The 21,975-nt window shown below is 34.8% G+C and carries 30 protein-coding genes; all 30 read right to left on the reverse strand.

The features are described 5' to 3' along the window. Window positions 1-3: 3 nt before the first annotated feature. Window positions 4-648: an adenylate kinase gene (locus tag HYG85_RS08425; protein ID WP_212693106.1), complete on the reverse strand. Its 645-nt coding sequence runs from the start codon at window positions 646-648 to the stop codon at window positions 4-6. 98 nt (window positions 649-746) lie between these two features. After that, complete coding sequence (secY, locus tag HYG85_RS08430; RefSeq protein WP_212693107.1) at window positions 747-2,018, reverse strand: preprotein translocase subunit SecY; 1,272 nt, start codon at window positions 2,016-2,018, stop codon at window positions 747-749. Further along, the gene (gene rplO / locus HYG85_RS08435) at window positions 2,019-2,459 is read right to left on the reverse strand and encodes a 50S ribosomal protein L15 (protein ID WP_113672520.1); all 441 of its coding nucleotides are present in this window, start codon (window positions 2,457-2,459) and stop codon (window positions 2,019-2,021) included. It abuts the gene before it with no gap. Window positions 2,460-2,491: 32 nt separating this feature from the next. Further along, window positions 2,492-2,674: a 50S ribosomal protein L30 gene (rpmD, locus tag HYG85_RS08440; RefSeq protein WP_113672521.1), complete on the reverse strand. Its 183-nt coding sequence runs from the start codon at window positions 2,672-2,674 to the stop codon at window positions 2,492-2,494. Window positions 2,675-2,686: 12 nt separating this feature from the next. Beyond that, window positions 2,687-3,196: a 30S ribosomal protein S5 gene (rpsE, locus tag HYG85_RS08445; RefSeq protein ID WP_113672522.1), complete on the reverse strand. Its 510-nt coding sequence runs from the start codon at window positions 3,194-3,196 to the stop codon at window positions 2,687-2,689. A 16-nt stretch (window positions 3,197-3,212) separates the two neighbouring features. Further along, window positions 3,213-3,581: a 50S ribosomal protein L18 gene (gene rplR, locus HYG85_RS08450; RefSeq protein ID WP_113672523.1), complete on the reverse strand. Its 369-nt coding sequence runs from the start codon at window positions 3,579-3,581 to the stop codon at window positions 3,213-3,215. A gap of 24 nt (window positions 3,582-3,605) precedes the next feature. Then, complete coding sequence (rplF, locus tag HYG85_RS08455; RefSeq protein WP_113672524.1) at window positions 3,606-4,139, reverse strand: 50S ribosomal protein L6; 534 nt, start codon at window positions 4,137-4,139, stop codon at window positions 3,606-3,608. Window positions 4,140-4,235: 96 nt separating this feature from the next. Next, window positions 4,236-4,637: a 30S ribosomal protein S8 gene (rpsH, locus tag HYG85_RS08460; protein WP_212693108.1), complete on the reverse strand. Its 402-nt coding sequence runs from the start codon at window positions 4,635-4,637 to the stop codon at window positions 4,236-4,238. 30 nt (window positions 4,638-4,667) lie between these two features. Next, window positions 4,668-4,853, reverse strand: coding sequence for a type Z 30S ribosomal protein S14 (locus HYG85_RS08465; RefSeq protein WP_113672526.1), 186 nt, complete (start codon window positions 4,851-4,853; stop codon window positions 4,668-4,670). A gap of 19 nt (window positions 4,854-4,872) precedes the next feature. Then, the gene (gene rplE, locus HYG85_RS08470; RefSeq protein ID WP_113672527.1) at window positions 4,873-5,412 is read right to left on the reverse strand and encodes a 50S ribosomal protein L5; all 540 of its coding nucleotides are present in this window, start codon (window positions 5,410-5,412) and stop codon (window positions 4,873-4,875) included. 23 nt (window positions 5,413-5,435) lie between these two features. After that, window positions 5,436-5,771 carry a 50S ribosomal protein L24 gene (gene rplX / locus HYG85_RS08475; protein ID WP_113672528.1) on the reverse strand — a complete coding sequence of 112 codons (336 nt, stop codon included), beginning with the start codon at window positions 5,769-5,771 and terminating at the stop codon, window positions 5,436-5,438. A gap of 13 nt (window positions 5,772-5,784) precedes the next feature. Then, the gene (gene rplN, locus HYG85_RS08480; protein WP_113672529.1) at window positions 5,785-6,153 is read right to left on the reverse strand and encodes a 50S ribosomal protein L14; all 369 of its coding nucleotides are present in this window, start codon (window positions 6,151-6,153) and stop codon (window positions 5,785-5,787) included. A gap of 31 nt (window positions 6,154-6,184) precedes the next feature. After that, window positions 6,185-6,442 carry a 30S ribosomal protein S17 gene (rpsQ, locus tag HYG85_RS08485; protein WP_113672530.1) on the reverse strand — a complete coding sequence of 86 codons (258 nt, stop codon included), beginning with the start codon at window positions 6,440-6,442 and terminating at the stop codon, window positions 6,185-6,187. A gap of 20 nt (window positions 6,443-6,462) precedes the next feature. Continuing rightward, window positions 6,463-6,672, reverse strand: coding sequence for a 50S ribosomal protein L29 (rpmC, locus tag HYG85_RS08490; protein WP_113672531.1), 210 nt, complete (start codon window positions 6,670-6,672; stop codon window positions 6,463-6,465). Further along, window positions 6,659-7,099, reverse strand: a complete 441-nt coding sequence (gene rplP / locus HYG85_RS08495; protein ID WP_113672532.1) for a 50S ribosomal protein L16 — start codon at window positions 7,097-7,099, stop codon at window positions 6,659-6,661. Before rplP ends, rpmC begins: the two co-directional genes overlap by 14 nt. After that, complete coding sequence (gene rpsC, locus HYG85_RS08500; RefSeq protein ID WP_113672533.1) at window positions 7,099-7,758, reverse strand: 30S ribosomal protein S3; 660 nt, start codon at window positions 7,756-7,758, stop codon at window positions 7,099-7,101. The genes rplP and rpsC overlap by 1 nt, the downstream gene beginning before the upstream one ends. A gap of 15 nt (window positions 7,759-7,773) precedes the next feature. Continuing rightward, a complete protein-coding gene (rplV, locus tag HYG85_RS08505; protein WP_113672534.1) occupies window positions 7,774-8,160 on the reverse strand; it encodes a 50S ribosomal protein L22 in 387 nt (128 codons plus the stop codon). 36 nt (window positions 8,161-8,196) lie between these two features. Continuing rightward, entirely contained in the window at window positions 8,197-8,478 is a 282-nt protein-coding gene (rpsS, locus tag HYG85_RS08510; RefSeq protein ID WP_113672535.1) for a 30S ribosomal protein S19, read from the reverse strand. A gap of 26 nt (window positions 8,479-8,504) precedes the next feature. Then, window positions 8,505-9,341, reverse strand: a complete 837-nt coding sequence (rplB, locus tag HYG85_RS08515) for a 50S ribosomal protein L2 (RefSeq protein WP_113672536.1) — start codon at window positions 9,339-9,341, stop codon at window positions 8,505-8,507. Between the two features lie 96 nt (window positions 9,342-9,437). Next, complete coding sequence (rplW, locus tag HYG85_RS08520; RefSeq protein WP_113672537.1) at window positions 9,438-9,737, reverse strand: 50S ribosomal protein L23; 300 nt, start codon at window positions 9,735-9,737, stop codon at window positions 9,438-9,440. Then, entirely contained in the window at window positions 9,737-10,357 is a 621-nt protein-coding gene (gene rplD / locus HYG85_RS08525) for a 50S ribosomal protein L4 (protein ID WP_113672538.1), read from the reverse strand. Before rplD ends, rplW begins: the two co-directional genes overlap by 1 nt. A 26-nt stretch (window positions 10,358-10,383) precedes the next feature. Beyond that, complete coding sequence (rplC, locus tag HYG85_RS08530) at window positions 10,384-11,013, reverse strand: 50S ribosomal protein L3 (RefSeq protein ID WP_212693109.1); 630 nt, start codon at window positions 11,011-11,013, stop codon at window positions 10,384-10,386. Window positions 11,014-11,122: 109 nt separating this feature from the next. Further along, a complete protein-coding gene (gene rpsJ / locus HYG85_RS08535; RefSeq protein ID WP_113672540.1) occupies window positions 11,123-11,434 on the reverse strand; it encodes a 30S ribosomal protein S10 in 312 nt (103 codons plus the stop codon). A gap of 399 nt (window positions 11,435-11,833) precedes the next feature. Beyond that, window positions 11,834-12,778 carry an AraC family transcriptional regulator gene (locus tag HYG85_RS08540; protein ID WP_212693110.1) on the reverse strand — a complete coding sequence of 315 codons (945 nt, stop codon included), beginning with the start codon at window positions 12,776-12,778 and terminating at the stop codon, window positions 11,834-11,836. Between the two features lie 479 nt (window positions 12,779-13,257). Further along, on the reverse strand, window positions 13,258-14,448 hold the full coding sequence (gene tuf / locus HYG85_RS08545) for an elongation factor Tu (RefSeq protein WP_212693111.1): 1,191 nt from the start codon (window positions 14,446-14,448) through the stop codon (window positions 13,258-13,260). 156 nt (window positions 14,449-14,604) lie between these two features. Next, window positions 14,605-16,692: an elongation factor G gene (gene fusA / locus HYG85_RS08550; RefSeq protein WP_212693112.1), complete on the reverse strand. Its 2,088-nt coding sequence runs from the start codon at window positions 16,690-16,692 to the stop codon at window positions 14,605-14,607. Between the two features lie 186 nt (window positions 16,693-16,878). Continuing rightward, the gene (rpsG, locus tag HYG85_RS08555; RefSeq protein WP_193774455.1) at window positions 16,879-17,349 is read right to left on the reverse strand and encodes a 30S ribosomal protein S7; all 471 of its coding nucleotides are present in this window, start codon (window positions 17,347-17,349) and stop codon (window positions 16,879-16,881) included. Between the two features lie 211 nt (window positions 17,350-17,560). Then, complete coding sequence (rpsL, locus tag HYG85_RS08560) at window positions 17,561-17,974, reverse strand: 30S ribosomal protein S12 (RefSeq protein WP_113672545.1); 414 nt, start codon at window positions 17,972-17,974, stop codon at window positions 17,561-17,563. Between the two features lie 41 nt (window positions 17,975-18,015). Beyond that, the gene (locus HYG85_RS08565) at window positions 18,016-18,255 is read right to left on the reverse strand and encodes a ribosomal L7Ae/L30e/S12e/Gadd45 family protein (RefSeq protein WP_330619256.1); all 240 of its coding nucleotides are present in this window, start codon (window positions 18,253-18,255) and stop codon (window positions 18,016-18,018) included. A gap of 143 nt (window positions 18,256-18,398) precedes the next feature. Continuing rightward, on the reverse strand, window positions 18,399-21,959 hold the full coding sequence (rpoC, locus tag HYG85_RS08570; protein WP_212693113.1) for a DNA-directed RNA polymerase subunit beta': 3,561 nt from the start codon (window positions 21,957-21,959) through the stop codon (window positions 18,399-18,401). Window positions 21,960-21,975: the final 16 nt, after the last annotated feature.

Consider the following 21,975-nt stretch of genomic DNA (forward strand, 5'->3'; position numbering starts at 1 on the left):
ACTTTACGCTCCTAATATCTCAACAATACTCTTAGTGACATCATCAATGTCAACTGTTCCATCAACAGTTATCAAGATATCTTTTTCTCCATAATATTCTATTAACGGACTAGTTTGTTTGTGATAAATTTCTAATCTCTTGAGTACTGTCTCTTCTTTATCATCATCTCTAAGTATCAGTTCTCTTGTACAGTTATCACAAATATCTTCCTTTTTTGGTGGATTATACTTTATATGATAAGTTGCACCGCAATTTAGACATGCCCTTCTACCAGACATTCTTCTTACAATATTTTCATCAGGTACATGAATATTAATTGCATAATTAATTTTTGTTTCCATAGACATAAGTGCTTTGTCTAAACTCTCAGCTTGAGGTATTGTTCTTGGAAAACCATCTAAGATAAATCCTTCTTTACAATCCTCTTGTAATAGTCTATCAGCAACTATATCTACAACCAACTCATCTGGAACTAATAAACCTTTATCCATATATTCCTTGGCTTTTATTCCAAGATCAGTCTTGTTTTTTATATTATCTCTAAATATATCACCTGTTGAAATGTGCGGGATATTATATTTCGCTGCTACCCTTTTTGCCTGTGTTCCTTTACCGGCACCAGGCGCACCTAACATAATTAATCTCATTTTATAACCTCCAAAGTATATCTTGTATTAGGATTATAGCAATTTAAGATTTAGAATGAAGATAGAATATGATTTCTGGCTTCATTCTTAATCTTGTATTATGCATTTAAAAATCCTTTATAGTGTCTCATAACCATTTGGGATTCAATTTGTTTAATTGTCTCAAGGGCAACACCTACAACGATAATAAGTGAAGTACCACCAAATGTAACATTCATGTCAAATATATTTGAAAGTATAACTGGAAGTAAAGCAATAAGTGCTAGTGCTAAAGCTCCAATTAATACAATTTTATTAAGAACATTTGATAAATAGTCTACAGTAGGTTTTCCTGGTCTAATACCTGGAACAAATCCACCATTCTTCTTCATATTATTTGCAACTTCAATTGGATTGAATATGATTGAAGTATAGAAATATGCAAAGAATAAAATGAATACAAAGTAAATAAGTGCTCCTGATATATTAGTAATCTTCAAGAAGTTAATAACAGAACCCCACCATCCACTTGGCTCACCAAAGAACTGAGTTATTGTTCCTGGGAACTGTAATAAGGATGAAGCAAAGATAACTGGGATTACTCCTGCCATATTTACTTTTAATGGAATATGTGTAGATTGACCACCATATACTTTTCTTCCCTGCATTCTCTTGGCGTATTGTACTGGAATTCTTCTTTCGCCTAATTGTATTAATACTACAAATGTAACCATTAATACATATATGATTAATAAGACAATTACAGGAATTAATTTGTTACCTGCTGTAGCAAGTTCGTATAATTTCTTTGTTCCAAATGGTAATCTTGATATTATGTTTATAAAGATAATTAAAGAAATACCATTTCCAACACCTTTTACTGTTATTTGCTCTCCAACCCACATTAAGAATGCAGTACCAGCAGTCATTGCGGTTACAGCAATAATTACTGAGAATATATTATAATCATAGAATAAGCTTCTACCAAGACCAATTGAGATTGCAACTGATTGTAGTAGTGCTAATACTATAGTACCGTATCTAGTGATTTTAGCAATTTTCTTACGTCCTTCTTCTCCTTCTTTTTGCATTTCCTCAAGTTTTGGAATAGCAATTGTTAGAAGGTTCATAATGATGGAGGATGTAATGTATGGAGTAATACCCATAGCAAACAATGTCATATCCTTGAACGCACCACCTGAGAATGCATCAAACATACCAAGTAATCCAGCCTCATCTGCATTACCGAACATATTTTGAACAACTGCAGGATTAATTAATGGTATTCTGATATGTGCTCCTATACGTATAGCAAAAAACATTAACATTGTGTAAATTATCTTTTTTCTTAAATCAGGTATTTTAAATGCATCACGAAGTGTTCTAAACATCTAAACCACCTCTGCTTTCCCGCCAGCGGCTTCGATTTTTTCTACTGCTGATTTACTAAATGCATTAGCTTTTACTGTAAGCTTCTTAGTTAAATCGCCGTTTCCTAAAATCTTAACACCATCTCTAGGATTTTTAACAACGCCTTGTTCTATTAGAGTTTCAACAGATACTGTAGCACCTGCTTCGAATCTATTTAAGACATCAACATTAATTCCAACGATTTCTTTTGAATTTCTACAAGTAAAACCTCTTTTTGGAAGTCTTCTATATAATGGCATTTGGCCCCCTTCAAATCCAGGTCTTACGCCACCACCGGAACGAGACTTTTGTCCGTTTTGTCCTCTTCCTGCAGTTTTACCATTTCCAGAAGCATGTCCTCTTCCTTTTCTATAATTAGATTTTCTTGATCCTTTTGCTGGTTTTAATTCTGTCAAATTCATGCTGTTACACCTCCTTGCTTATTTTAACCCGATTAAATTTCTTCTACTTTTACTAAATGTTGTATAGAATGGACCATACCTCTAATTGCTTTATTATCTTTTTGTTCAACAGTTTTATGAAGTTTTGTTAGTCCTAAAGCTTCTACTGTTTTTCTATGTTTAGGAATGGCTCCAATTGTGGATTTAACTAAAGTAATTTTTAATTTATCTGCCATCTTGGTTCCCTCCTATCCTAAAAGCTCTTCAATTGATTTTCCACGAAGTTTTGCTACTTCTTCAGGAGTTTTAAGTCCATCAAGCCCTGCAACAGTAGCTGTTACTACATTATTCTTGTTATTTGAACCTAATGATTTTGTTCTGATATTTTTGATTCCTGCAAGTTCAAGTACGGCACGAGCAGGACCACCAGCTATAACACCTGTTCCTTCTGGTGCTCTTTTCATTAAAACGGAAGCACTTCCGAATTTACCGATGTAATCATGTGGAATACTACCATTTTCATCTATAGGAACTTCAATAAGTCTTTTTTTAGCGTCGTCGATACCTTTACGAATAGCATCAGGAATTTCAGTTGCTTTACCTACACCTGCGCCTACATGCCCATTCTCATCTCCGACTACTACTAAAGCTGCAAAACGGAAGTTACGTCCTCCCTTTACTACCTTAGTAACACGTCTTATTGATACTACTTTTTCTTTTAGATCTAGCTTACTAGCATCAATCATTGTACGCTTCATGCTTCTACCTCCTTACTTAGAATTTTAACCCAGCTTCTCTAGCTGAGTCTGCCAATGCTTTTACTTTACCTTGATAAATGTATCCGCCTCTATCGAAAATTACTTCTGTAACACCTTTTTCTACAGCTCTTTTAGCAACAGTTTCTCCAACAAGAACCGCTGCAGCAACATTATTAGTTTTTTCTAAACCACTTTTAATGTCTTTTTCAACTGTAGAAGCAGCTGCTAAAGTATGACCACTTAGGTCATCGATAACTTGCGCATACATATGTTTGTCACTTCTAAAAACCACTAAACGAGGTCTTTCAGAAGTACCAATTATATTATTACGTATTCTTCTATGCTTCTTAACACGTACTTTAGTTCGTGATGTTTTCTTTATCATGGATTTCACCCCTTTACTTTTTTACTATTTACCAGTTTCTTTACGTCTGATTATTTCATCAGCGTACTTAATTCCTTTGCCTTTGTATGGCTCAGGTGGTCTCTTAAATCTTATTTCCGCTGCGTATTGACCTACTCTTGCTTTGTCAATTCCTTTTACGATAATAACATTTTGTCCTTCTACAACTGCTTCAAGACCTTCTGGATCTTCCATTTCTACTGGATGTGAATATCCTAAAGATAATACTAATTTTTTGCCTTGCTTTTGTGCTCTATATCCAACACCATTGATTTCTAATTTCTTTTCGTAACCTTTAGTTACTCCTTCAATCATGTTCGCTACAAGAGTTCTAGTTAAACCATGTAATGATTTCATTTTCTTTAAATCATTTGGTCTATTTACTACCACTTGGTTTTCCTCTTTAGAAATTAACATTTCTTTTGGTAATTGTTGCTCTAAAGTACCTTTTGCTCCTTTAACAGTTATAAAGTTACTTTCTGTTACATTAACTTCTACTCCTGCTGGGATTTCTACAGGTAATCTACCAATACGTGACATGCTTGCACCTCCTCGGATTAAATACCTTTGCGATATTGCAAAGCTTCATCCATTATATTTTATTTTTTATGTCTAATTCTTTAAAGAGAGTAGTAATTACCATATAAAAGCAATTACTTCTCCACCAACATTTTGTTTTCTAGCTTCTTTATCAGTTATGATACCTTTATTAGTTGAGATGATAGCAGTTCCAAGTCCACCTAATACTTTTGGTAATTCATCTTTACCTGCATATACTCTAAGTCCAGGTTTAGATATTTTCTTGATTCCAGCTATTACCTTTTCATTTTTATCTTTACCATATTTCATTTCTACACGGATAGTTTTGATTAAACCATCTTCTATTAATTTATATCCTTTAACGTACCCTTCATTTACCAAAATGTCAGCAACAGCTTGCTTCATTTTTGAAGCAGGTACATCTACAAAATCATGTTTAGCAGTATTTCCGTTACGGATTCTTGTTAACATATCTGCAATTGGATCGCTCATTGTCATAATTTGTGGCCTCCTTCCTATTACTAAATCTTACCAACTAGCTTTTTTAACACCTGGGATTTGTCCTTTATACGCTAATTCACGGAAACAGATTCTACATATTCCATATTTTCTTAAATATCCGTGAGGTCTTCCACATATTCTACAACGGTTATAAGCTCTTGATGAAAACTTTGGCTTAAGTTGTTGTTTAATTTTCATTGATGTTTTTGCCATTTAATCGATTCCCTCCTTATTATTTTTTAAAAGGCATTCCGAATAATGTTAATAATTCACGAGCTTCTTCATCAGTCTTAGCTGTAGTAACGAAGATAATATCCATACCTCTAACTTTATCAACTTTATCATATTCGATCTCAGGAAAGATTAATTGCTCTTTAATACCTAAAGCGTAGTTACCTCTACCATCAAATGCGTTAGGATTAACACCTCTAAAGTCTCTAACTCTTGGTAGGGCTAAGTTAATTAGACGATCAGCAAAATCATACATTCTGCTACCTCTAAGTGTAACTTTACATCCTATTGGCATACCTTCTCTAACTTTGAAAGCTGCAACAGATTTCTTTGCTTTTGTTATTATAGGCTTTTGTCCAGCGATTATTGTTAAATCACTAACAGCAGAATCTAGAATCTTACGATTCTCTTTAGCTTCTCCGACGCCCATATTAATAACTATTTTTTCAATTTTTGGTACAGCCATTTTATTTTTATAGTTAAATTTCTTCATCATAGCATCTACAATTTCATTATTGTAAACCTCTTTTATTCTACTCAAGCTAGTTAGCCTCCTCTCTACTATTAATCTATAACTTCACCTGTTGATTTAGCTATTCTATATCTAACATTCTTAGTACGTCCATTTCTGTCTTCTTTTACTACTTTAACACCTAATCTTGTAGGTTTTCCTTTATGAACATACATTACTTTTGAAGCGTTTAATGCTGATTCTTGGTGAACGATTCCACCTTGTTGATTAGCAGCGCTTGGTTTTGTATGTTTTGTAACCATGTTAACGCCTTCAACAATTACTTTTCCATTTTTTCTATCTACAGTTAAAATCTTTCCTTCTTTACCTTTGTCTTTTCCAGAAATAACTTTAACAGTATCACCTGATTTAAGTCTTGTTTTATACACTTATTACACCTCCCTATAATACTTCTGGTGCTAATGATAGGATTTTCATGTATTTTTTCTCTCTTAACTCTCTAGCAACAGGTCCAAAAATACGAGTTCCTTTTGGTGTCTTATCATCTTTGATTATAACCGCTGCGTTTTGGTCAAATTTGATATAAGAACCGTCTTTACGACGTGCACCTTTTTTAGTTCTAACTACTACAGCTTTTACTACTTCACCTTTTTTTACAACGCCACCTGGTGTTGCATCTTTAACAGTAGCAACTATAACATCTCCAATGTTTGCATATCTCCTAGTTGATCCGCCTAATACTCTGATGCAAAGGATTTCTTTAGCACCTGTATTATCTGCAACTTTAAGTCTGGATTCTTGTTGGATCATTAGATGAACCTCCTTTCAGCAAATACAAAGCTTATTTTGCTTTTTCTACTATTTCTACTAATCTCCATCTTTTATCTTTTGATAATGGTCTTGTTTCCATAACACGTACTCTATCGCCAATGCCACACTCATTTTTTTCATCATGGGCTTTTAATTTGTAAGTTCTTTTTACAACTTTTCCGTATAATGGATGCTTTACATTATTTTCAACAGCTACAACAACTGTTTTATCCATTTTATCACTAACTACTCTACCTATACGAACTTTACGTAGATTTCTTTCAGCCACTTGAATTCCTCCTTCCAAGGTTACTTAGCAACCTTTAATTGCTCAGTTATAATTGTTTGAATTCTAGCTATATTTTTTCTAACCTCTTTAATTCTACCTGTATTATCTAATTGGTTAGTCGCATTTTGAAATCTTAGGTTAAATAATTCTTTTTTTGCAGTAACTAAATCTTCATTAAGTTCTGCAGCAGATTTATTTCTTAAATCTTCAATGTATTTAGTTGACTTCACAATTATCACCGCCTTCTAGCTCTGCACGAGAATAAACTTTACATTTACATGGCAACTTGTGCATAGCAAGTCTTAATGCTTCTCTAGCTACTTCTTCTTCTACTCCAGCAATTTCAAACATTACACGGCCTGGCTTTACTACTGCTACCCAGTACTCAGGTGATCCTTTTCCTTTACCCATTCTTGTTTCAGCAGGTTTTGCTGTAACTGGTTTATCAGGGAAAATTTTAATCCAAACTTTACCACCACGTTTGATGTAACGAGTCATAGCAACACGGGCAGCTTCTATCTGATTGGATTTTATCCAGCAAGGCTCTAATGCAACAATACCATATTCACCGTAATTGATTTTGTTTCCTCTTAACGCTTTACCTTTCATGTTACCACGAAATTGTTTACGGCGTTTAACTCTCTTTGGAATTAACATTACTTCCCTCTCCCTTCTCTCTTAGTAACTTGACCAGGAAGAACTTCGCCATTATAAATATATATTTTTACACCGATTTTTCCATATATAGTATTTGCTTCAGCAAATCCATAATCTATATCTGCACGAAGTGTCTGTAGAGGAATTGTTCCCTCATTATATGATTCTGTACGAGCCATTTCTGCTCCACCTAAACGTCCTGAACAGATAGCTTTAATACCTTTTGCTCCTGCCTTCATTGTTCTTCCCATTGATTGTTTCATAGCTCTACGGAAAGATACACGGTTTTCAAGTTGAAGTGCAATGTTTTCAGCAACTAATTGAGCATTTTTTTCTGGTCTTTTTACTTCAACGATATTCACGATTACTTTACTAGCAGTCATTTTTTGTAACTCAGTTCTTAATTTTTCAATTGATGAACCGCCTTTACCAATAACAATACCAGGTTTAGCTGTGTGAATGTTAATTTTAACTCTTTCTGATGCTCTTTCAATTTCTATTCTAGATACACCAGCTGAATACAATCTTTTTTTAATATATGTTCTTAATTTGTTGTCTTCTATTAAAAGGTCTGCAAAATCCTTTTCTGCGTACCACTTTGCATCCCAGTCTTTAATAATTCCGACTCTTAATCCATGTGGGTTGACTTTTTGTCCCATTCTTTCCCTCCTTATCTATCTTTCGTTAAGAATGATTGTGATATGACTAGATTTCTTCTCTATTCTATACGCTCTACCTTGTGCTCTTGGTCTTATTCTTTTCATTGTAGGTCCTTTGTTAGCAAAAGCTTCTTCAATGTATAAGTTAGCTGGATCTAATCCATTATTATTCTCAGCATTAGCTATAGCTGATTTTAAAACTTTCTCTATGATTCTAGCACCGTTTCTAGGTGTGTAATTTAATATACCTACGGCTGCACCTACATCTTTTCCTTTAATTGTATCAAGTACAATTTTAGCTTTTGTTGGTGAAACTCTAGCATAGGATACCTTTGCTTTAGGTCTAGTATCTTTGTTAGCATTTCTTTCTCTTTTTATCTGACTTCTATGCCCTTTAGCCATTATAAATTAGCCTCCTTCCATACTGCATTTACCGAATTAACGTACTTTTGATTTCTTTTCGTCTTTTCCGTGGCCTCTATAAGTTCTTGTTAGCACGAATTCTCCTAATTTATGTCCTACCATATCTTCGCTTATATAAACAGGTACATGTCTTCTTCCATCATGAACTGCAATAGTATGACCTAGCATTTCAGGGAAAATAGTGGAACGTCTTGACCATGTTTTAATAACTTGTTTATCGCCTTTTTCATTTAATACTCTTACTTTTTTTAGTAAGTGCTCATCTGCGAAAGGTCCTTTTTTAAGTGAACGAGCCATTAATTCAAACCTCCTTTTAGTGGTTATTATTTATTACTTGAACGTTTTCTTATGATATATTTATTAGAATGCTTATTTTTCTTTCTTGTTTTGTAACCAAGTGCTGGTTTACCCCAAGGTGTCATTGGACTTGGACGACCAACTGGTGCTCTACCTTCTCCACCACCATGTGGATGGTCATTAGGGTTCATAACAGAACCACGAACTGTAGGGCGGATACCCATATGACGTTTACGTCCAGCTTTACCAACTGTAATAAGTTCATGATCGATATTTCCAACTTGACCTATTGTAGCTTTACAAAGGATTGGAACTAATCTCATTTCTCCAGATGGTAATCTAAGTGTTGCAAATTTACCTTCTTTTGCCATAAGTTGAGCTACATTACCAGCTGAACGAACTAATTGTCCACCTTTACCTGGTTTTAACTCGATATTGTGAATGCTAGAACCTACTGGAATATCTTTAAGTTGTAATGCATTACCAACTCTGATTTCAGCTTCTGATCCACTCATTACTTTGTGTCCCACTTTTAAGCCGTTTGGTGAAAGAATATATCTTTTTTCTCCATCCACATATTGTACTAATGCAATATTTGCTGAACGGTTTGGATCATATTCAATAGCTACTACTTTACCTGGAACACCATCTTTATTTCTTTTGAAATCTATCATTCTATATTTAATCTTAGACCCGCCACCACGGTGTCTTACTGTAATCTTACCTTGATTATTACGTCCAGAATGTTTTTTTAGACTTACTACTAATGATTTCTCAGGAGTTTTTTTAGTAATCTCCTCAAAAGTAGATCCTGTCATATGTCTTCTGGAAGGTGTATAAGGGTTATATTTTTTAATACCCATGAATTGCACTCCTTTCAAAAGTATATTGACACACGCTACCGTGTGTATCTTCTAACTATCTACTACTAGTCGTTTATACTTTAATTATATTGTTTATTACATACCTTCAAAGAAATCTATTTCTTTGCTACCTTCTGTTAACTTAACAATAGCCTTCTTTGTCTTAGCAGTTTTACCAAAAGTCATACCTCTTCTTTTTACTTTACCAATATTATTCATAGTATTGACTTTTTCAACTTTTGTTCCTTCGAACATTTTTTCTACTGCTTCTTTTACTTGAGTTTTTGTTGCTTCTGGATGAACTAAGAAAGTGTATTTTCTGTCAGCCATAACTTCCATACTTTTTTCAGTAACAACAGGTTTTAATATTATGTCATAATATTTTAAATCAGCCATTATGCATACACCTCCTGAATTGTAGCAACCGCATCTTTAGTTACCACAAAAGTATCATATTTTAGAATGTCGTATACATTAATTGTATTAGTTAATGCTGTTTTTACACCTCTGATATTACGAGTTGATAATACAACATTTTTGTCATTATCATTTAAAACTACTAATGCTTTTTGTACTTTTAAGTTAGCTAAAACTTCACTCATCTTTTTAGTTTTGACTTCATCAAGTTTTAATTCATCAACAACAATAAGTTTATTATCATTTACTTTTGCAGTTAATGCTGATTTTAATGCCGCTCTTTTTTCTTTTTTGTTTAATTTGATTGAATAATCTCTTGGCTTTGGAGCAAATACAACTCCACCACCTGTCCAATGTGGTGCACGAATTGATCCTTGTCTCGCTCTACCTGTTCCTTTTTGTCTCCAAGGCTTAGCTCCGCCACCTCTTACTTCTGAACGAGTTTTTGCACTTTGTGTGCCTTGGCGTTTATTTGCAAGCTGTCCTACAACTGACATATGCATTAAGTGTTCATTTATTTCTACACCAAATATATTGTCATTAAGTTCTATTTCTTCAACTTGTTTACCTTCCATGTTGTAAACAGAAACTTTTGCCATGATCGTTCCTCCTTCCTACGTATTAACTAAGCTTTTACGCTATTTACTATTGTTACTATTGATTTTTTAGGTCCTGGTACAGCACCTTTTATTAAAAGTAAATTGTTTTCAACATCTACTCTTACTACTTCTAAGTTTTGAACAGTTACATTCTCACTACCCATATGTCCAGGTAATTTTTTACCTTTGAATACTCTTGAAGGTGAAGAAGCACCACCCATAGATCCAGATACTCTATGAGACTTAGAACCGTGACCCATTGGTCCTCTTGATTGGTTATGTCTCTTAATTGATCCTTGGAATCCTTTACCTTTTGATACACCAGATACATCAACTTTGTCACCAATTTCGAATGTATCAGCTTTGATTTCGTTTCCTACTTCAAATTCCTCTGCATTATCAAGTCTAAACTCTTTTATATGCTTTTTGAAGCTAACGCCTGCTTTGTCAAAATGACCTTTCATTGGCTTATTAGTGTGTTTTTCTTTTCTCTCACCAAATCCAACTTGTACAGATTTGTAACCATCGTTTTCAAGTGTTTTTACTTGAGTTACCACACATGGTCCAGCTTCTAATACTGTTACAGGTACTAACTCTCCACTTTCTTCAAATATTTGAGTCATACCAACTTTTTTTGCTATAATAGCTTTTTTCATTTCCTTTGCACCTCCTAATAATCTACAGCGGATTACACATAAGTGTAATCATCCTAGATGGTTTATAGTCTATATATAAACCTCTAAGGGATATTATACTATCGTATAATTATTTAACATCTACTTTGATATCTACCCCTGCAGGTAGTTCAAGTCTCATTAAAGCATCTACTGTCTTAGCTGTTGGCATAAGAATGTCAATTAATCTTTTATGAGTTCTTTGTTCGAATTGTTCTCTGGAATCTTTGTACTTGTGTACAGCTCTAAGAATAGTTACTACTTCTTTCTTAGTAGGTAGTGGAATTGGTCCGCTCACCTTAGCACCAGTTTTCTTAGCTGTTTCAATAATTTTCTTTGAAGATTGATCGATTAATTGATGATCGTATGCTTTTAAGCTAATTCTCATTTTTTGACTTGCCATAAAAAAAGTCGCCTCCTTTTCGTACTCTAGTACGACAAGTGGTGACTGTACATCGCTCCGTGTGTATCATATATCCTACACACCTCAAATCAAGCCTACATCGCTTTGACTTTATATTGTACAGTGACCTTGCCGCCAGTTTCTTGAACATGACATTCGCTCCATGTGAATTACCCGCTTATGCGGCAACCTCACACTTCTAAGCTATCTTTGTCACAGCATTTATTAGTATACACTAAGAAGCACCATAATGCAAGGGTTTTTCAATATTTTTTTATGTTTTTTCTTTCTTTTTGTAAACAACTACATAAATGTAAAAAAGAGTCAGTTTTATAGGAATATATTATTATTTTTACCAAAAAACAGTACCCGTAGGCACTGTCTTTTCACAAACTCATATTATTTTCTTTTCACCATTACCATTATATCCATTTCAGGCGGATTCTTAATAATGTCAACTGGAGCACTCTGTACCTGCTGTGGTATAGGATGATCTTTCAAACACCTATAATCATAATACTCTACAGCAAAATCACTTATCATATCATAATCACTATTAGGCAACCACGTCTGTAGAAGATAAGCCATAGCTTTATCCAAAGCAGCATTAGTCAATTCAAAGAAATTCTCAGCCGAAAAAGTACATACTACATACAAACCCTTTGGTACAACATATTGATGTAACCTATCATCATTACTATCAAATCTATCAACCTGTACTGATGCCAAATAATTAAATTTCCCTTGTTTCTCAGATGGAAAAGATATTCCACACTCCACCTTCACATCACTTTGATCAGGTATTTGACTCTTTACCTCAACATACTTATTCCAAGCTACCCCAGGAGTATCCTGTCCTGCTACCCCCATTTCACATTCTTCAACAATCCCCACTAATTTAACATCTTCCTTTATTTCCTTAACACCAAATTCTATCACCACACCTGAAGCTACCAAAGGAACTCCTATATCCACAGCTCTATATTTCAGAGATAAATCAGGCTTATAAAAATGAGCAAGGGGTATCTCCTTCTTCTTATATTCGCTAGGCGTCATGCTATACACCGATTTGAATGCCCTCGTAAAAGTCTCCAAACTATTAAAACCATTCTCAAAAGCGATATCCGTAATCTTTCTACCATCTTTGATATCCTCCGAAGCCCTAGCCACTCTTCTCAACCTAACATACTCCATTACTGTAACACCAACCAGCTTATAAAACAATCTCTGAAAATAGAACTTCGACAACATCCCCATCTCCGCCAACATATCAACACACATATCCTCATCCAAATGCTCTTCAATATAATCAATAACTCCTTGCATTTCCTTATACTCATACATTATTTATCTCTCCTCCTTAGATTTATTGATTATATTATATCATCCCTCCATAACTCTTTCTTGATGATAAATGCCCTATTCTCAATATTTTTTACTAGATCATAGATATATTATTACAAATCTTTTCACATAATACTCTTAGTATATCCTTATCATAAATAACAATTACTTTCTAATAAATCGCACAAATTATATTCCTATGTCATACCCATTAATATGACAACCAAAACGTCCCCATGTCCTGTAACCACTAGCCCAAAACATAGGGGTATTAGTAATAGGTTTAACGCAGACCGACCGCTTCTCAGGGTAAGGCAAGTTAAACCTATTACTAATACCCCCTCTACTGAAGTCAAAATACCCTACAAATAAACTTCTCAATATACACCAAAAAATACCCCTAAAGATAGGTAATTTTCCAAAACAAAAAAGCAGTGCATTCAAGCACTGCTTTCCCTATATTAAATAATCAACTTATATTATTCAATAATTTCTGCTACTGATCCAGCACCTACAGTTCTTCCACCCTCACGGATAGCGAAACGTAAACCTTTTTCCATAGCGATTGGAGCAATAAGTTCGATTTCCATTTCTACGTTGTCACCAGGCATACACATTTCTACACCTTCTGGAAGGTTGATTACACCAGTGATATCAGTAGTTCTGAAATAGAACTGTGGTCTATAGTTTGAGAAAAATGGAGTATGACGTCCACCCTCTTCTTTTTTAAGAACATATACTTGAGCTTTGAACTTAGTATGAGGAGTAATTGAACCAGGCTTAGCTAATACTTGACCTCTTTCAATTTCTGTTCTTTGAACACCACGAAGTAATGCACCGATGTTATCACCAGCTTGAGCTTCGTCTAATAATTTACGGAACATTTCTACTCCTGTACAAACAACTTTTCTTGATTCTCCGATTCCAACGATTTCAATTTCGTCAGATACGTGAAGTACTCCACGCTCAACTCTACCAGTTGCAACAGTACCACGACCAGTGATTGAGAATACGTCCTCTATAGGCATTAAGAAAGGCTTGTCAATATCTCTTTCTGGAGATGGAATATAAGCATCTACTTCTTTCATTAAGTCTAAGATTTTGTCTCCCCACTCTGATGATGGATCTTCTAATGCTTTTAAAGCAGAACCCATAACGATAGGAATATCATCACCTGGGAAATCATATTCAGATAATAATTCTCTGATTTCCATTTCAACTAATTCTAATAATTCTTCATCATCAACCATATCACATTTGTTCATGAATACAACGATGTATTGAACACCAACTTGGCCTGATAAAAGGATATGCTCACGAGTTTGAGGCATTGGACCATCTGCAGCTGAAACAACTAAGATAGCACCGTCCATTTGAGCAGCACCAGTGATCATGTTCTTAACGTAGTCAGCATGTCCTGGGCAGTCTACGTGTGCGTAGTGTCTTCCTTCTGTTTCATACTCAACGTGTGCTGTTGAGATAGTAATACCACGTTCTCTTTCTTCTGGAGCCTTATCGATATTATCAAAAGCAACTGCTTCTCCAGTTCCTAATCTTTCGTGTAAAGTTTTTGTAATTGCAGCTGTTAATGTTGTTTTACCATGGTCAACGTGTCCAATAGTACCAATATTAACGTGTGGTTTGGTTCTTTCATATTTAGCTTTAGCCATTTAAAATCTTCCTCCTTTTATATCTAGGGCAAATCCCCTAATTTGTCCATTCATTTCTGAATTGGTCTCTTTTTCAATTATATTTTATTAAAATAAATTTTGCAAGTTTTTTATTGTTATTTAATATTACAATATTATTATTGTATAAAACAACAATTAATTAGTTGCTCTACCTGCAATAATCTTTTCTTGAATTGATTTTGGTAGTGGCTCAAAATGATCAAATTGCATTACATAAGTTCCTCTACCTTGAGTTTTTGAACGTAAGTCAGTTGCATAACCAAACATTTCTGATAATGGTACAAATCCGTGGATTTGTTGAACACCATTACGTGGTTCCATACCTTCAATACGTCCTCTACGTGAGTTGATGTCACCAATAACATCACCCATGTAATCTTCTGGTACTGAAACGTCAACTCTCATGATTGGTTCACAAAGAGTTGCTCCACCTTTTTTCATAGCTTCTTTGAATGCCATTGATCCAGCAATTTTGAAAGCCATCTCAGATGAGTCAACATCATGATATGATCCATCATAACAAACCGCTTTAATACCAAGTACAGGATATCCTGCTAATAAACCACTACTCATTGCCTCTTGAATTCCATTATCTACTGCTGGGATATATTCTTTTGGAATAGAACCACCAACTATAGAATTAACAAATTCGTAAGTTTCTTCGCTATTAACGTCCATTGGTGAGAATCTAACTTTACAATGTCCGTATTGTCCACGTCCACCTGATTGACGTACAAATTTACCTTCTACTTCAACTTCTTTAGTAATAGTCTCTTTGTATGCAACTTGTGGTTGACCTACGTTAGCTTCTACTTTGAATTCTCTAAGTAGACGGTCAACAATGATTTCAAGGTGAAGTTCACCCATACCAGAAATAATTGTTTGTCCTGTATCGTGATCAGTACGTGTTTTGAATGTTGGATCTTCTTCTGCAAGTTTTGCAAGGGCAATACCCATTTTTTCTTGACCAGCTTTAGTTTTAGGCTCTATAGCAACGTGGATAACTGGCTCAGGGAATATCATTGATTCAAGTATTACAGGATGTTTATCATCACATAAAGTATCTCCAGTTGAAGTAACTTTTAATCCAACTGCTGCTGCGATATCTCCTGAGTAAACTTTATCAATTTCTTCTCTCTTGTTAGCATGCATTTGAAGAATACGTCCCATACGTTCTTTCTTATTCTTAGTTGAGTTATATACATAAGAACCTGAATTAGTTGTTCCTGAATAAACTCTAAAGAATGCTAATTTACCAACAAATGGGTCTGCCATTATCTTAAATGCTAATGCTGAGAAAGGCTCTTCGTCTGAAGATGGTCTTTCTACTTCTTCTTCTGTATCTGGGTCGATACCTTGAATAGCAGGTACATCTATAGGAGCTGGCATATATTCAACAACTGCATCCAATAATTTTTGTGCACCTTTGTTTCTATATGCTGTACCACATAAAACAGGAATAATCTCAACGTTTATTACTGCTTTTCTTAGAGCTTTCTTCAATTCTTTTTCTGTAAGCTCTTCTCCTTCAAGATATTTTTCCATTAATTCTTCATCTGTTTCAGCGATCGCTTCAACCATAGCTTCTCTATATTCTTCTGCTTGATCTGCTAAATCTGCTGGGATGTCTTCTTCGGAGATATCTTGACCAAGGTCATCTTTATAAATAAATGCTTTCATTTTCATTAAATCTATAAGACCTACAAAGTCATCTTCTGCTCCGATTGGTAATTGAATTGGTACTGCATTAGCACCAAGTCTATCTCTCATCATATCTACTGCATTATAAAAGTCTGCACCCATAATGTCCATCTTATTAACAAATGCCATTCTAGGTACTCTATATTTATCTGCTTGACGCCAAACAGTCTCAGATTGTGGCTCTACTCCACCTTTTGCACAAAATACACCTACAGAACCATCTAAAACACGAAGAGAACGTTCTACTTCTACTGTAAAGTCAACGTGCCCCGGTGTATCAATAATGTTAATCCTATGATTCAGCCATTGACAAGTTGTAGCTGCGGAAGTAATTGTTATTCCTCTTTCCTGTTCTTGCTCCATCCAGTCCATTTGAGCTGCACCTTCATGAGTTTCCCCAATCTTGTGAGTTCTTCCTGTATAGAATAAGATACGTTCTGTTAGTGTTGTTTTACCTGCATCAATATGAGCCATAATCCCAATGTTTCTAGTTCTTTCTAGTGGGAATTGTCTTCCAGCCAAAGTTATTCCTCCTTTGGTAATCTAAAGTTACTTAGCTACAATTTATTGATTATTATGCGGAAACATAAGCTTCCGCATATATTTGTTTAACAACACATTATCATATGCATTATTAGTAATTTTGTGAAATTATATACATTAACTTCAAAAATAATGTTTGAGTAATGTATATGGTTGCAACTACTATTAGAATCTGTAGTGTGCAAATGCTTTGTTTGCTTCTGCCATTTTATGAGTATCTTCTCTCTTCTTAACTGAAGCACCAGTATTGTTTGCTGCGTCCATTATCTCAGCAGCTAAACGATCTACCATAGTTCTTTCTCCACGCTTACGTGTATAAATAGTTAACCAACGAAGTCCTAAGGCTTGTCTTCTCTCTGGTCTAACTTCCATAGGAACTTGGTAAGTAGATCCACCAACACGTCTAGCTTTAACTTCAAGAACAGGCATAATGTTATTCATAGCTTCTTTAAAAACTTCTACTGCATCTTTTCCAGTTTTTTCAGCTACCTTTTCAAATGCTCCATATACAATTTTTTGCGCAGCTCCTTTTTTACCATCTAACATAATGTTATTGATAAGTTTAGTTACCACTTTATCACTGTACATTGGATCAGCTAATACTTCTCTTTTTTGGATATGTCCTTTACGTGGCACGGCTCTTCCCTCCTTAATAATAATTAATTCTTCGGTACTCATGAATATAATTGATATTCATGTTACGTGCTCGGTATATCGTAATATATATATAATCCTGCAACCTACAGGTAATATTCCAATTTTACCTAGCACTAATTAGCAAATTACTGAAGTCAGGCTTCATATGATATTCACTAATTATTTAATTCTAGTAAACACTACTAAAGAATTATTTTTTTGGTCTCTTAGCTCCGTATTTTGAACGTGATTGTTTACGGTCAGCTACACCAGCTGTGTCAAGTGTACCTCTAACAATATGATAACGTGTACCAGGTAAGTCTTTTACCCTTCCACCTCTTAGTAGAACAACGCTATGTTCTTGTAGGTTATGTCCCTCACCAGGAATATAGCCTGTTACTTCGATACCATTAGTTAAACGAACCCTTGCAATCTTACGAAGAGCTGAGTTTGGTTTTTTTGGAGTGGCTGTTTTTACTGCAGTACAAACACCTCTTTTTTGTGGTGATGATACATCAGTAGTTCTCTTGTGTAAAGAGTTATAGCCTTTTTGAAGAGCAGGTGCTGTTGATTTCTTAGTTGATACTGCTCTACCTTTTCTTACTAATTGGTTAATAGTAGGCATCTATTTCACCTCCTGTAATTTCTTTAAGATGCCCTAACATCTTATTTAATTAGTGCTGCGGTTGCTGTTTTAACTTCTACATCGCAAACTGAACCTAATTCCTCCATAGTATCAATATAAACTACAGGGATTTGTTGACTCGCTGCTAATTCAATGTGTCTGGTAGTTACTTCATCCTGTGCATCTTTTGCAACATAAAGTACTTCTACTTCTTCATTTTCAAGAGCTTTGAGAGTCTGTTTCATCCCAATTACTTTGGAATTAGTTTTTAATCGGTGCACATAGATCATCCCTTTCGGTCACTAAAAAAAATTATTACAATGCACACTGCTGAATTTTAACACTATTTTTTATAAATGTCAAGGATTTTAATAAAACACCCTAGATTTTATAAAAATCCAGGGTGTTTTTTGCATTTTTATCTCTATTCTTCAAAGAGAACGTCGTCAATTAATGGTTCATCTTCAACGTATTTTTCAATTCCAACATTTCGGTATCGTTCCATACCTGTACCAGCTGGAATAAGTTTACCGATGATTACGTTTTCTTTTAATCCGATTAGAGGATCTGATTTACCTTTTATTGCAGCTTCTGTCAAGACTTTTGTAGTCTCTTGGAAAGATGCTGCTGACAAGAATGAATTAGTTGCCAAGGATGCTTTTGTTATACCGAGCATAACTTGAGTTCCTTCTGCTGATTCCAAACCATTGCTAGCAAGTTCTTCATTGATCTTTTCAAACTCTAACCTATCAACTAGGCTTCCTGGTAAGAAATCACTATCACCACTATTTTCTATTCTTATTTTCTTTAACATCTGTCTAACAATAACCTCTATATGCTTATCGTTAATTTCCACACCTTGAAGTCTATAAACACGCTGAACTTCTTGAAGCATGTAGTCTTGAACACTTCTGCTACCTTTGATTTTCAAGATATCATGTGGGTTAACACTACCTTCTGTCAACTCGTCACCGGCTTCAATTACATCCCCATCCATTACCTTGATTCTTGAACCATATGGTATTAGATAAGCTTTGCTTTCGCCAGTTTCTTCGTTTGTGATTACTACTTCACGTTTTTTACGTGTATCATTTATTCTAGCTAATCCACCAAATTCAGCAATTATAGCTAATCCTTTTGGTTTTCTAGCCTCAAAGAGTTCCTCTACACGAGGAAGACCTTGTGTTATATCGTCTCCAGCAATACCACCTGTATGGAAAGTACGCATTGTAAGCTGTGTACCTGGTTCTCCGATTGATTGTGCTGCAATAATACCAACAGACTCCCCTACTTGAACAGGTAATCCAGTTGCCATATTAGAACCATAGCATTTTGCACAAACTCCTATTTCTGATCTACAAGTAAGAACAGTTCTTATATGAACTTTATCAATACCTGCATCCACAACAGCTTTTGCTTTTAATGGTGTAATAAGAGTATCTTGTTCAACTATAATCTCACCAGTTTCTGGATGTTTTATTTCATCAACAGACCATCTGCCAGTGATTCTTTCTTGTAGACTTTCAATTACTTCATTACCATCTTTGAATGCTGTTATCCACATACCTGGAGCATTGTCTTTATCACAGCAATCATGTTCTCTAATGATTAAGTCTTGAGAAACATCTACAAGTCTTCTTGTTAAATATCCTGAATCGGCAGTACGAAGCGCAGTATCAGCAAGTCCTTTTCTAGCACCGTGAGCGGAAATAAAGTATTCAAGAACGTCTAGTCCTTCACGGAAGTTAGATTTGATTGGTAATTCGATAGTCTTACCAGATGTATCCGCCATAAGTCCACGCATACCACCTAACTGCTTAATCTGCTTATCAGAACCTCTGGCTCCAGAGTCAGCCATCATGAAGATATTATTATATTTTCCAAGTCCGCCAAGTAAGGCTTCTGTAATTGTATCGTCTGCATTTTTCCATGTTTCAATAACTTTTAAACGTCTTTCTTCATTAGTCATGAATCCACGTTTAAATTGCTTTGTTATCTTCTCTACTGTTTCTTCTGCATTCTTAAGTATTTCTTTTTTGCTTGCAGGTACTTCCATATCTGAAACAGATACAGTTAATGCACCTCTAGTAGAGTATTTGAAACCAAGTTTCTTAATGCCATCAAGAACTTCTGATGTCTTGGTTGAACCATGGGTATTGATACATCTATATAGTATATCTTTTAATTGCTTTTTACCTACTAAGAAATCAATTTCATATTTGAATTTGTCTTCTGGTTTAGTTCTAGTCGCAAAACCAAGATCTTGTGGTATTGCTTCATTAAATATAATTCTACCAACAGAAGTTTCAACAAATTGTTGTTTAACTTCGCCTTCTATTTCCATTGTTCTTCTTACATATACCTTTGCATGTAAAGTTACTTCTCCGTTTTCATATGCAAGCATAGCTTCATTTTCATCTTTGAAATAGTAACCTTCACCTTTTTCTCCCTCTTTTTCAAGAGTAAGATAGTAAGTACCAAGGACCATATCCTGTGAAGGAACAGATACTGGAGCACCATCTGAAGGCTTCAATAAGTTATTAGGTGAAAGAAGTAAAAATCTACATTCAGCTTGTGCTTCTACTGATAATGGTACATGGACAGCCATCTGGTCACCATCAAAGTCGGCATTATAAGCTGTACAAACTAAAGGATGAAGCTTGATAGCCTTTCCTTCTACTAATACAGGTTCAAATGCTTGAATACCTAAACGGTGAAGTGTAGGAGCACGGTTAAGCATAACAGGATGCTCTTTGATAACTTCTTCCAATACATCCCATACGTCTGATTCTAATCTTTCAACCATTTTTTTAGCTGATTTTATATTATGAGCTAAACCATCACTAACTAATTTTTTCATCACAAATGGTTTAAACAGTTCAATTGCCATCTCTTTTGGTAAACCACACTGGAATATCTTAAGTTCCGGACCTACAACGATAACTGAACGTCCTGAGTAGTCAACACGTTTACCCAACAAGTTTTGTCTGAAACGTCCTTGCTTACCTTTTAACATATCAGATAATGATTTTAATGGTCTATTACCTGGTCCTGTTACTGGTCTACCTCTTCTACCATTGTCTATTAGTGCATCTACCGCTTCTTGAAGCATTCTTTTTTCATTACGTACAATAATGTCAGGTGCTCCAAGATCAAGTAATCTTTTAAGTCTATTATTTCTATTTATAACTCTTCTGTATAAATCATTCAAGTCAGATGTAGCAAATCTTCCACCATCCAATTGAACCATTGGTCTAAGATCAGGTGGGATAACTGGAACAACCTCCATAATCATCCATTCTGGCTTGTTGTTGGATTTGAAAAAAGCATCTACTACTTCTAATCTTTTTATTATTCTTGCTCTCTTTTGTCCTGAGGACTCTCTTAGAGCTTTTCTTAATTCAATTGATTCTTTTTCCAATTGAATATTAGCTAATATTTCTTTTATAGATTCTGCTCCCATACCAGCTCTAAATTTATTGCCGTATTTTTCATAAGCATCTCTATATTCTTTTTCTGTCAAGATTTGTTTATATTGTAATCCTGTTTCACCAGGATCTATTACAATATATGACGCAAAGTATAATACTTTTTCAAGAGTTCTTGGAGATAAGTCAAGGATTAATCCCATTCTACTTGGAATACCTTTAAAATACCATATGTGAGATACAGGCGCTGCTAATTCAATGTGTCCCATTCTTTCTCTACGTACTTTGGACTTTGTTACCTCAACACCACAACGATCACATACTACACCTTTATATCGTATTTTTTTGTACTTACCGCAATGACACTCCCAATCTTTGCTAGGTCCAAATATCTTTTCACAGAACAAACCATCTCTTTCTGGTTTTAGCGTCCTGTAGTTAATTGTTTCAGGTTTCTTTACTTCTCCCTTTGACCATTCCCTAATTCTTTCAGGAGATGCTAAGCCAATCTTAATAGCATCAAAGCTTACTGATTGCTCTATATTCTCGTTTGGCACTCTTGGACACTCCCTT

Source organism: Vallitalea guaymasensis (assembly GCF_018141425.1).
GTDB classification, from domain to species: domain Bacteria; phylum Bacillota; class Clostridia; order Lachnospirales; family Vallitaleaceae; genus Vallitalea; species Vallitalea guaymasensis.